This window comes from Gilliamella sp. B3783 (assembly GCF_026536125.1).
In the GTDB taxonomy this organism is placed as follows: Bacteria; Pseudomonadota; Gammaproteobacteria; order Enterobacterales; family Orbaceae; genus Gilliamella.
Genome location: NZ_JAFNOU010000002.1, coordinates 196,704 through 209,297, shown reverse-complemented (window position 1 = coordinate 209,297; position 12,594 = coordinate 196,704). Strand labels below are relative to the sequence as shown.

The window sequence follows — 12,594 nt, the reverse complement described above, 5'->3', positions numbered from 1 at the left end:
AATATAGATATATTTAGAAAGTTAAACAAAGTTAATAGTATAATGCTTGACCTTTAAAAGAATAAAGATAAAGCAACATACTTGCTTAACAAAAAGTAAAATTGAGAGGAAAACAAAATGGGTACTACAGCGAAATCTGATTATATTTGGTTGAATGGTGAAATGGTTCCATGGGCTGATGCAAAAATACATGTCATGTCTCATGCTTTGCATTATGGTACCTCTGTTTTTGAAGGTGTGCGTTGCTATAACACACATAAAGGCCCAGTTATCTTTCGTCATAAAGAACATGCTCAACGATTATTAAATTCAGCCAAGATTTATCGTTTTCCTGTCCCTTATACGCTAGAAGAGATCATGGAAGCAACTCGCCAAGTCATCAAAAAAAATAATCTTGAAAGTGCATACATCCGCCCTTTAGTCTTTATTGGTGATGTTGGCATGGGCGTTATTCCACCAGCCGGCTACAAAACCGACGTGATGATCGCGGCGTTTCCATGGGGCGCTTATCTTGGTGAAGATGCCTTAGAACAAGGTATTGATGCAATGGTATCATCATGGAATCGTTTTGCACCAAATACCATCCCAGCAGCGGCTAAAGCGGGGGGTAACTACCTATCATCACTACTTATCGGATCAGAAGCTCGAGCTAATGGCTTCCAAGAAGGGATCGCGTTAGACGTAAACGGCCAGCTTTCTGAAGGCTCAGGCGAAAACTTATTTATCGTCAAAGACGGCATACTATTTACCCCATTACTATCATCATCCGCCCTACCAGGGATCACTCGTGATGCTATCATCAAACTTGCACATGATCTAGGAATTGAAGTACGTGAACAAACACTTTCACGTGAATCACTATACCTTGCTGACGAAGTATTTATGACAGGTACCGCGGCCGAAATCACACCAGTACGTAGTGTTGATCGAATCCAAGTTGGTATTGGTCGTTGTGGCCCAATCACAAAACAAATCCAACAAACTTTCTTTGGTTTATTTAACGGTAAAACCGAAGATAAATATGGTTGGTTAGATCCAGTTAAATAAACGTCATTTTCTAATCCACTAATTCATTTTAGTGGATTGGCTTTTTAAAGTTACGATACAAAATTATCAACCGATAGGAATCGGTCGCTTACATAAAAAAATTGGGAGCAAGAAATGCCTAAATATCGTTCAGCCACCTCTATAGAAGGTCGCAACATGGCGGGTGCCCGTGCCTTATGGCGTGCAACAGGCGTAAAAAATGAAGACTTTGGTAAACCTATTATTGCGGTGGTCAACTCATTCACACAATTTGTACCGGGGCATGTTCATTTAAAAGATATAGGTCAACTGGTAGCAAAAGAAATTGAAGCATGTGGTGGCATTGCTAAAGAATTTAACACAATTGCTGTCGATGACGGTATCGCCATGGGTCATGGTGGGATGCTTTACTCACTGCCATCACGAGAATTAATTGCTGACTCTGTAGAATACATGGTTAATGCCCATTGTGCTGACGCCATGATCTGTATTTCAAACTGTGACAAAATCACACCAGGCATGTTAATGGCATCACTTCGTTTAAATATTCCAACGGTGTTTGTGTCTGGTGGTCCAATGGAAGCAGGAAAAACTAAACTTTCAGATCAAATTATTAAGTTAGATTTAGTTGATGCCATGATTCAAAGCGCAAATCCAAATGTCAGTGATGCTGATAGTAAAGCCATTGAGGAGTCTGCCTGTCCAACTTGTGGTTCATGCTCGGGCATGTTCACCGCAAATTCTATGAACTGCTTAACTGAAGCTTTAGGACTTTCATTACCGGGTAATGGATCGTTAGTTGCAACGCATAAACAGCGCGAACAGCTATTTTTAAAAGCAGCTAAACGCATAGTTGAAATCACGAAACGTTATTATGAACATGATGATGAATCTTACCTTCCGCGTTCTATTGCAACCAAATCGGCTTATGAAAATGCCATGTCTCTTGATATCGCTATGGGGGGTTCAACCAACACGGTGTTACACTTACTTGCCACCGCGCAAGAAGGTGAAATCGACTTTACTATGTCGGATATTGATAGATTATCTCGTAAAGTCCCGCATTTATGTAAGGTTGCGCCAAGTACAGCGCTGTATCATATGGAAGATGTACATAGAGCCGGTGGTGTTGTCTCTATCTTGTCTGAACTTGATAAAGCTGGATTACTTAATCGTGATGTTCACAATGTATTAGGACTCTCTTTACACGAAACCTTTGCACAATATGATATCACCCAAACCAAAGACGAATCAGTGAAAAAAATGTATCGAAGCGGCCCTGCCGGTATTCGTACAACGAAAGCATTTTCACAAGATTGCTATTGGGATAGTTTAGATGATGACCGTGTAAATGGCTGTATTCGCGACAAAGAACACGCTTATAGCCAAGATGGAGGTCTTGCCACACTTTATGGTAACCTTGCAGAAGATGGCGCAATTGTTAAAACAGCTGGCGTTGCGGCTGAAAACTTAGTATTCCGCGGCCCTGCTAAAGTTTACGAAAGCCAAGAAGATGCGGTTGATGCAATCTTGGGAGGGCGAGTTGTTGAAGGTGATGTAGTTGTAATCATCTATGAAGGACCAAAAGGTGGACCTGGCATGCAAGAAATGCTTTATCCGACCAGCTATTTAAAATCAATGGGATTAGGCAAAAAATGTGCACTTATTACTGATGGTCGATTTTCTGGCGGTTCTTCTGGCCTATCCATTGGTCATATTTCACCTGAAGCGGCTAATGGTGGGTTAATAGGATTAGTACGTGATGGAGACATTATCGATATTGATATTCCAAACCGTAAATTAGTGTTAGATGTTCCTGTATCTGAACTTGAAAGACGCCGAGTGGCTGAAATGGAACGTGGCGATAAAGCCTTTACGCCTCATGATCGCGATCGCTATGTATCATTTGCCCTTAAAGCCTATGCGAGTTTAGCAACAAGTGCCGACAAAGGTGCGGTTCGTGATAAAAGTAAATTAGGTGGCTAATGTGAAAAAAGAAGAGAATAAGCTCACTGGTGCAGATTATCTAAAAGCGACACTTTGTTCAGCAGTCTATGATGTTGCACAAGTGACCCCGCTTGAAAAAATGGAAAAGATTTCTTTAAGGTTACATAACCAAATTTTTGTTAAACGGGAAGATCGCCAATTAGTCCACAGTTTCAAAATTCGTGGTGCTCAAGCTATGATAGCAAGCCTGACCGAAGAACAACGTAAACGAGGTGTAATTGCAGCATCTGCTGGTAATCATGCACAAGGCGTTGCGCTATCGGCCAGTAAATTAGGGATAAATTCCCTAATTGTGATGCCATTAACTACCGCTGACATTAAGGTAGAAGCGGTAAAAGGTTTTGGTGGTGAGGTATTACTTTATGGGGCCAATTTTGATGAAGCAAAAGCCAAAGCAATAGAACTGGTTGAAGAACAAAATCGCGTCTTTATCCCGCCTTTTGATCATCCCTTAGTGATTGCCGGACAAGGAAGTATTGCTATGGAGTTACTACAGCAAAATGCTAAACTCGATCGCATATTTGTCCCTGTTGGAGGCGGTGGACTTGCTGCGGGCATTGCAGTATTAATTAAGCAAATTATGCCTTCAATCAAAGTGATTGCGGTTGAACCAGAAGATGCCGCATGTTTAAAAGCGGCTCTTGATGCAGGTAAACCTGTTGATTTAAATCGAGTAGGCTTATTTGCTGAAGGGGTTGCCGTTAAACGAATAGGCGATGAAACATTTAGACTTTGTCAACAGTACATTGATGATATTATCACTGTCGATAGTGACGAAATTTGTGCAGCGGTAAAAGATTTATTTGACGATGTACGCGCCATTGCCGAACCGTCAGGTGCTGTGGCGCTAGCGGGATTGAAAAAGTATGTTGCCAAGCACAATATTTGTGGCGAAAACCTAGCTCATATTTTATCTGGAGCTAATTTGAACTTTCATAGTTTGCGTTATGTATCAGAGCGCTGTGAACTAGGTGAAAAACGTGAAGTCCTTCTCGCTGTGACGATTCCAGAAAAGAAAGGTAGTTTTTTGAAATTTTGCCAACTGTTAGGTGGACGTTCAGTCACTGAATTTAATTACCGTTATCATGATGAACAATCAGCATGCGTTTTTGTCGGTGTTAAAATTACCAAAAGTGACGAAAAAGATGAAATTATGCAGGAATTAATTTCTGCTGGTTATGCCGTAGTTGACTTAACCGATGATGAAATGGCTAAATTACATGTTCGATATATGATTGGCGGCAAACCATGTAAACATATTGAAGAACAAGTATACAGTTTCGAATTTCCTGAATCACAAGGCGCACTTCTTAAATTCTTGCAAACATTGGGCACAAATTGGAATATTTCAATGTTCCATTATCGCAGTCATGGCACCGATTATGGAAGAGTGCTTGCCGCTTTTGAAATCGATGAAAGTAGCTATAATCAGTTTAATCAACATTTAACCGAATTGGGTTACGATTTTCATAATGAAACGCACAACCCATCACTCAAACTTTTCCTCACAAATCAATCGTAATTTTTACTAAAAATAAGGATTACCCAAAAATTATTGGGTAATCCTATTAAGATAACATTAAAGTATATTTGCTTAAATATAACTTATTTTAACAGTAACAAATAAAAAATTTAGCCAAATTTTAATTGTCTATTTTAAAGTAAAAATATCATCTGTTGCCTATTGATTCCCCTAATTATTCAGTGCATATTAGTAGAATGTTTATACAACAATTTTTCAAGTCTAGTTGGAATGTGAATAGGGATATTTATCTTCTAATTCATTAATATTAATCAATAGGATATAACTCAATTTTGTTAATTATCATAGATGAAAATAGTTATTTTCATCTAATGTTTATGCAAAAAGATGAGTTAAAAAAGTAACACTTAACAACATAAGGATAATTCATGATAAAAATTGCAGGTGCCCGTAAATTTTATTTATGGCTAGTTGCCATTATTTTATTAGCGAGCGGTTTATTTTGTACAATTTATGGATTTAAATTGATCGCACTAGGCGGTAGCTGGTATTTTGCGATTATGGGATTAGTACAAATAATCACTTCGCTTTTATTATTTAGACAAAGTACCAAAGGGGCTTGGCTATATGGTTTAGCTTACGCATTAACCTTAATTTGGGCTTTATATGAGGTTGGCTTACAATTCTGGCCGCTTTTCTCGCGCTTAATGGTATTTACAGGTTTTGCAATGCTTATTGCATTTGCCTATCCAATGCTTGAGAAAAAAGAAACTGGCGATACGACTGCTGGTAATGGCGGTTATAAATTGGGGATATTTATTTTAGTCTTAATGGGCATTGCGCTTGGCTTTATGTTCAAAGAACACAATGTTATTACAAATCCCGTCCCTTTAGCCAATAATAAACTCGATCCGAGTGATGCGCCTATAGATTGGAAGCAATATGCTAATACGACTAAAGGCACGCGTTTTTCAGGTGCAGATCAAATCACTAAACAAAATGTTAAAGATCTCCAAGTTGCTTGGACTTATCACACAGGTTATATTCCTTCTAATAGTGGATCAGGTCCAGAAGACCAAGAGACACCTTTACAAATTGGCGATAATGTCTATTTATGTACACCAACAAATGTTGTTATCGCATTAGATGCTGATAGTGGCGAACAAAAATGGCGTTATGATCCTAAAGCGACTTCACCTAACTGGCAACGTTGCCGTGGATTAGCCTACTATGAAGACCAAAAAACGTTAGACGATGCCAGTAATAATACAAAAGCGTGTTCGGCACGTATTATCATGAACACAATTGATGCTAGGTTGATGGCGATTGATGCAAATACCGGTAAATTGTGTGAAGATTTTGGTGAACAAGGCGTTGTTGATCTGAAAAAAGATATGGGCGATATTCCTCCGGGTTATTATGAGCCAACAGCGGCCCCTTTAGTAGCGAAAGATGTGATTGTTGTTGGTGGCCGCGTTGCTGATAACTTCTCAGTTAATGAGCCAGGTGGCGTTGTTCGTGCTTTTGATGTCCATTCAGGCAAATTAGTTTGGGCATGGGATCCAGGCAATCCAAATATTACTGATGTTCCGCCAGCTAATGAAACCTATACACGCGGCACAGTAAACGTCTGGGCGACGACAGCTTATGATCCAGAACTTGATCTTGTTTATGCACCAACAGGGAATGCAACACCTGACTTCTTCGGTGGCTATAGAACAAAATACGATGATGAATATAACTCATCAATTGTTGCGCTAGACCGTAAAACGGGACAAATTCGCTGGAAATTTAGAACAGCACATCATGATTTATGGGACTATGACTTACCATCACAACCTTTACTCTACGATATTCCTGATGGAAAAGGTGGCGTTACAAAAGTTATTGTCCAAACAACAAAATCAGGTCAGATCTTCATGTTAGATCGTCAGACCGGTAAACCTGTTGCTGAAGTTCAAGAAAAACCTGTAGCAAAAGGTGATGTAGCAGGTGAATATTACTCCCCTACTCAGCCATTCTCAGTAGGTATGCCATCAATTGGTAACGAAACCTTGACTGAATTTGATATGTGGGGTGCGACACCTTATGATCAATTACTCTGCCGAATTGACTTTGCCGGTTCTGTCTATCATGGTTTATTTACACCACCGAATATGACCAAAACGCTGCAATATCCAGGATCTTTAGGTGGCATGAACTGGGGCAGTGTCGCGGTTGATCCACAAACCAACTTAATGTTTGTTAATGATATGCGAATTGGTTTAACTAACTGGATGATCCCTCAAGATAATATCCCTAAAAATGCTAGCGGTATTGAAATGGGTATTGTGCCACAAAAAGGAACGCCATTTGGTGCGATGCGTTTAAGATTTACCTCTGCCTTAGGTGTTCCATGCCAAAAACCACCTTACGGAACCATGACAGCCATCGATCTTAAATCTCGACAAATTGTATGGCAAAAACCTTTAGGTACAGTCATGGATACAGGTATTTTAGGCATCCCAATGCATTTACCTGCGCCAATTGGCATGCCAACCATCGGTGGACCAATGGCAACTAAATCGGGTCTATTATTCTTTGCTGCAACGCAAGACTTCTATCTTCGAGCATTTGATTCTGTGACCGGTGAAGAAATTTGGAAAGAACGTTTACCCGTCGGTAGCCAAGGTACACCAATGACCTATGTATCACCTAAAACAGGTAAACAATATATTGTCATCTCAGCAAGTGGAGCAAGACAATCACCAGTTCGTGGCGATTATGTTATTGCTTATGCTTTACCTGATAAAAAATAGTTGTTAGCTAAAATAGTTTTAGCCTCATAATAACTGCCATTATATCGTATAGTTTTATCGATATAATGGCAGATAAAATAAACTATCAGCGAATTTATTAAATCTAAACAGTTTAATTCAACTATGGTATTTAACTAAAACACAGACCTTTTTTAAACTGATTGGCGAAATAGCCGCTATCACAAAATCTATTTTCGATTATTTCTATAATTTTAAACAATTCTCCTATTGCTAACTACTTCAGTATTGATCAATAAAATAAATATGAATTTTTTTTTAAAAGTCATGTCCTAATTTGAATGAATAGTAATTCGAATAAATCATTGCAGAAATGATAAACTTATCACCTTATAATGACACAGTCTTTACTGCACAAATTGTGAATCTTTAGTGATAAAAATGGATTTTATAGGAAATGAAAAAAATAGTTTCAAGCTTATGTATAGCGGTATTTTGTTGTTTTACTCTGTGTAATACGCATATGGTGTTTGCCAATAATAACGCTTTAAATTATAACCAACGTGAGCATTTTGATTCCTTTGCTGACTTCTATCAAAGTTTACCGATATTATCCATGCCTATTGATAGCAAAAATATCAGCACCGGAAAATATGTTGATAGTAAATTTTTTCATTTCGATGATGATGATTATCGCTATTATGATAAACCAACTGTTCAAACCGACAATTATTTTACGCTAACAGATCTAAAAGCGATTGGTCGCTTTGAAATGGATGATATCAAATTTATACTCTATGATTTAACTTTTGATAGTATAGGCGAAGGTATCAACGAAGATATCAAATTAATTAATGCTTTTGACAAAAATGGAAAATTTCTAGATGAATTAATGATAGCGGGAAAAACTGGACATGAAGATCATTTGTTTTTCTTTTCATCTACGATTAAAGATCAACTATTTCATATTAAACTAGACGCAGTTTATGAACTTGGTTATGTAGCAGAAGTTAAAGACAATATCTACCAATATAAACAAACGATTAATTTAACTTATCAAGTTCATGACAATCAATTTTACTTACTAGCCCCTCCTGTTAACTGTCAAACTAAAAATTTAAAGCAATATTTGAATAAACTTACCAAACAACAGTTTGCCGATGTTGCTGATATCGTGGCTTTTAGCAACTATATTGATTGTTATCCGGTATCCGAAAATTTGCAAACATATAAACAAATAGCTAATTATATTAAAAATTCTATTCATTATTTTCTAAGTTCTGCTGAATTGAAAACATTACAAAAAAGAATTGGTATTATTGAGGATTAAGTATGTGTTTACCTACTTTTAAATATCATCCCAACGCTTATCAGCTAGATATTTTTAGTCAAAAAGATGGGATTTGCTCGGTTTGTCATAAAATTCGTTCAATAAAATATGACTTACCGCTTTACAGCCAAGAAGAACCTGAATATATCTGTCCATGGTGTATTGCTGACGGTTCTGCGGCAAAAAAATATCACGGTCAATTCAATGATGATAACAGTATAGATGAGCTGCCGCCTGAAAAGCTTGACGAGCTCATATTAAAAACACCCAGTTATTCATCATGGCAGCAAGAAGTATGGTTAACGCATTGTAATGAGCCTTGTGCATTTATCGGTTATGTCGGATTTGCAGAAATTATTCCCTATTTTGATGAGATTAAAGATGATATTGATTACCCAGAGGAGTTATTAAGAACGTCATTATCCAAAGATGGCTCACTGACTGGTTATCTATTTGAGTGTGTTCAATGTGGTAAGAAAAGATTGCATATTGATTGCAACTAAATAGCTATACACCATTTTCATGAAGTTAATTTACCCAATCATCAAAAATCAAATTGTACAAAACGATGAAGCCGATTTAACAATCGGCTTAAAATAGAATCAGACAACACGCTTATTGATATCGCTCTGTTGCTGATAAAGGTATGGCATAAAATAGAAACCTAATAAGATTAATTAATATGTCGAATATAACCTTTCACAATATTAATGCTTTTATCAAACAGCTGTTTCTCGGTTTCGTTAAAGTCAAGTTGAATCACTTTTTTAATCCCATGTTGATCCAAAATTGCCGGTACCCCTATAGCAACATCTTTATAGCCATACTCCCCATCTAAAACACAGCTAAGCGCTAAGGCTCGATGGCTATTAGTAAAAATATGCTGACAAATTTCAGTAATGGTACTAGCGATACCATATTCAGTACAATGCTTATATTTAACGATTTCAAAACCTTTATTTTTTGCTTTAGTCCCAATATCAACAAAATCAATTTTATTTTTTTCAAGTTGATTAAGATTGATACCATAAACCGAAGAATGCGACCAAACCGGAAACTGCGAATCACCATGCTCACCAACTATAAAGGCATCGATGCTTTGTGGTCCTATATCCATTTGCTCACCTAGTAAGCGACGTAATCGCACGGTATCAAGCCAAACTCCTGTACCAATAACTCGATGACGAGGTAAACCTGATAGTTTCCAGACTTGATAAGTAATTGCATCACAAGGATTGGTTGCTATCAAAAAAATACCCTTGAAGCCATTTTTCATCATATTCGGCACAATACTTTCCACAATTTTAGATGTGCCTGCAAGCTCCTCATCACGGCTTTTTTGTGCTAATCCTGAAGTTACTGTAATAATCGCAATATCAATATCAGCACAATCGGTCGATTCACGCAAACTCACTTTGATCATATTTTGCCGATAAGCTGCTGCATCCAAAAGATCTTGAGCATGACCATAGGCTAAATCTTTATTAAGATCGACCAGCGCTATCTCTTCACATATACCACGATTAACAAAAGTATAAGCGGTTGTTGAACCCACATTGCCAACACCAATAATCATCACTTTACGAAGTTTCATCTTTAACCTACCTAATTTTAGTTTAAAAATTTCACAATTAGATTTAGTTATACTCCTGTTTTTTTAAGATTCAAGATGTTAGAAGTAAGATTTAATGTTAGTTGATTGTAAAAATAAACGATGACTAATTCTTGAACAACTTTTTTTTCATTGCTAAAATCATCGACAATCTTAAAAGGAAGGAAAAACAATGAAAAAAAAAATCATTATAGGATTTGGTGTTAGTTTAGTTACACCTTTAACCGCAATGGCAATAAATTTATCAGGTAATCAAACTTTTACTGAAGAAGTCAATATACCATCAACTCATAATTATAATGAACTTGAAGGTGAACTTAATTCAGGCATTGATATATTGAAAAATAGTCAAACTATTTTTGAGAAAAACGTTAACATCAATTTACAACGGAATAATGATTCAAACTCAGATTCCAATATTTCCGGTATTTCAACCAGCTTTGATGGTAATTCCACAACAGTATTTAATGGTGATTTAAACATAGATGTAAAAGGTTTTAAATTTGATGCAATAAGTATATTCAATAATTCAGTTATTGAAGTTAATGGAAAAACAACATTAAATATAGATCACAAAGACAATTCAAATGCAATTTCAATGATTGATGGGATTTTAACACTAAATGGAGAATCAATAATAAATGGTGATCTTAACGTTCAAGAATCAGGAAAATTAATCATTAAAAATAAATCGCAAATAATTGGTCAAGTAGAGGCTTATGATGGTGGAATAGTCGAATTATATTTAGCTGATGGTTCTAAATTTTTAGGATCCGCATATAGTAACGCTGAGATTGATCCAATTGATGGCGTTGATTCTCTAGCTGGTAAGATTATCATTGATCTTGCTAAAAATGCAAATTGGGAAATTGATGAGGATGGTTCCTATATCACGCAATTATCAGGTGCGGGGTCGGTTACATTTGATCACAATACTCAAACTCGATCGCTTTCTTTCAAAAATTTAACTGTTGAAAATCTAAAAGGTGCATTAAATTTCACAATGAGTACCGATATCGCTGCTGAAAAAAGTGATAAACTCATTATCACAAACTCAGCTGAAGGCCATCACACTCTTAATTTGATTAATAATGGCGCAGCAAATACTAATGGTAAAGAAAAATTAACTTTAGTAGAAATAGCTGAAAATGCAATCAGTAATGCCGAATTTAAAACGACTCATGCCATTGAATTGGGTGGATATGTCTATAATATAAATAAAGATGGGAATAATTGGGTCTTAGCGAGTAATAGTAACACGGTTACTAATCCTAATCCTAACCCTAACCCTAACCCTAATCCAGATGATAATAAAAAACCGGATAATAACACAAGCTCAAAACCACAAATTACAACAACAGCAAATGCCAGTGCTGGATTCCTTAATGCCAACTATTTAATGAGTTATGTTGAAACACAAACATTACTGAAACGTTTAGGTGATATGCGGAATAGTGGTACGTTTGGCGATGTTTGGTTAAGGGGCTTTTCTGGAAAATTAGATTCATTTTCGAGCGGTAAATTAAGTAAATTTGACATGAATTATCATGGATTCCAGTTCGGTGCCGATAAACAGTTATCAGAAAACACGCCGTTTGTAATAGGTGCTTTTGTTGGTCAAACTTATGGTGATCCTGACTACCGTAAAGGCGATGGCTCTTTAAGATCATTTAATACAGGGCTTTATACAACGTATTTAGATGAAAGTGGTTTCTACCTAGATGGTGTAGCGAAATATGCACGTCAAAAAAATCATTTCAAAGTGAAAGATACTGCTGATAATCGCGTTCAGGGCACCGGTCATACCAATGGACTTGGCGTATCATTAGAGCTAGGTAAAAAATATCAAATCAACGATTTTTATATTGAACCACAAACGCAAATCGCTTATAGCCACCAAAATGGTACATCAATTAATGCAACCAACGGGCTTAACGTCAAATTAGGTAACTATAACTCATTAATTGGTCGTGCTTCTGCATTGTTTGGTTATCAAGTCAATACTGAAAATAGCAACATTAATCTTTATGCTAAAACAGGCATTGTTCGGGAATTTGATGGCGACACTTATTACAAACTAAATGGAAATAAAGAGAGCCATTCATTTGAAGGAAACTGGTGGAATAACAGCATAGGTGTAAGTGCTCAAGTTAATAAAGCACATACTATTTACCTTGATGTTGAAAGCTCTACGGGTAATCGATTTGATTTACTGCAAGTGAATGGTGGTTACCGTTATTCTTTTTAATCTAACCAGACCATAAAGCCACATTATAATATGAAAACTAAAAATCACATTCTAAATCATATGGGTGTGATTTTTTTTATTATTTTTCTAAATAATTATAAGTTGCTTAACATGGATAAACAGAAAATTGAT

At 36.6% G+C, this 12,594-nt stretch carries 8 protein-coding genes; 7 read left to right on the top strand and 1 reads right to left on the bottom strand.

What is annotated here, in order from left to right:
• The first annotated feature begins 117 nt into the window (after positions 1-117).
• The 6 genes from J3U59_RS03325 to J3U59_RS03300 all read left to right on the top strand — a co-directional run bounded on the left by J3U59_RS03325 (position 118) and on the right by J3U59_RS03300 (position 9,105).
• On the top strand, positions 118-1,047 hold the full coding sequence (locus tag J3U59_RS03325; RefSeq protein WP_267333408.1) for a branched-chain amino acid transaminase: 930 nt from the start codon (positions 118-120) through the stop codon (positions 1,045-1,047).
• Between the two features lie 114 nt (positions 1,048-1,161).
• Positions 1,162-3,012 (top strand): dihydroxy-acid dehydratase, encoded by a 1,851-nt coding sequence (gene ilvD / locus J3U59_RS03320; RefSeq protein ID WP_267333407.1) that lies wholly within the window; start codon positions 1,162-1,164, stop codon positions 3,010-3,012.
• 1 nt (position 3,013) lies between these two features.
• Positions 3,014-4,555 carry a threonine ammonia-lyase, biosynthetic gene (gene ilvA, locus J3U59_RS03315; RefSeq protein WP_267333406.1) on the top strand — a complete coding sequence of 514 codons (1,542 nt, stop codon included), beginning with the start codon at positions 3,014-3,016 and terminating at the stop codon, positions 4,553-4,555.
• Between the two features lie 389 nt (positions 4,556-4,944).
• A complete protein-coding gene (locus tag J3U59_RS03310) occupies positions 4,945-7,314 on the top strand; it encodes a membrane-bound PQQ-dependent dehydrogenase, glucose/quinate/shikimate family (RefSeq protein WP_267333405.1) in 2,370 nt (789 codons plus the stop codon).
• Positions 7,315-7,729: 415 nt separating this feature from the next.
• A complete protein-coding gene (locus J3U59_RS03305; RefSeq protein ID WP_267333404.1) occupies positions 7,730-8,602 on the top strand; it encodes a hypothetical protein in 873 nt (290 codons plus the stop codon).
• Between the two features lie 2 nt (positions 8,603-8,604).
• Positions 8,605-9,105 (top strand): CbrC family protein, encoded by a 501-nt coding sequence (locus J3U59_RS03300; protein ID WP_267333403.1) that lies wholly within the window; start codon positions 8,605-8,607, stop codon positions 9,103-9,105.
• A gap of 170 nt (positions 9,106-9,275) precedes the next feature.
• Here the strand turns inward: J3U59_RS03300 and J3U59_RS03295 are convergent, their stop codons facing one another.
• A complete protein-coding gene (locus J3U59_RS03295) occupies positions 9,276-10,196 on the bottom strand; it encodes an L-lactate dehydrogenase (protein ID WP_267333402.1) in 921 nt (306 codons plus the stop codon).
• A 190-nt stretch (positions 10,197-10,386) separates the two neighbouring features.
• Here J3U59_RS03295 and J3U59_RS03290 point away from each other — a divergent pair, with 190 nt between their 5' ends.
• Positions 10,387-12,462 carry an autotransporter outer membrane beta-barrel domain-containing protein gene (locus tag J3U59_RS03290; protein ID WP_267333401.1) on the top strand — a complete coding sequence of 692 codons (2,076 nt, stop codon included), beginning with the start codon at positions 10,387-10,389 and terminating at the stop codon, positions 12,460-12,462.
• The last annotated feature ends 132 nt before the right edge of the window (positions 12,463-12,594 follow it).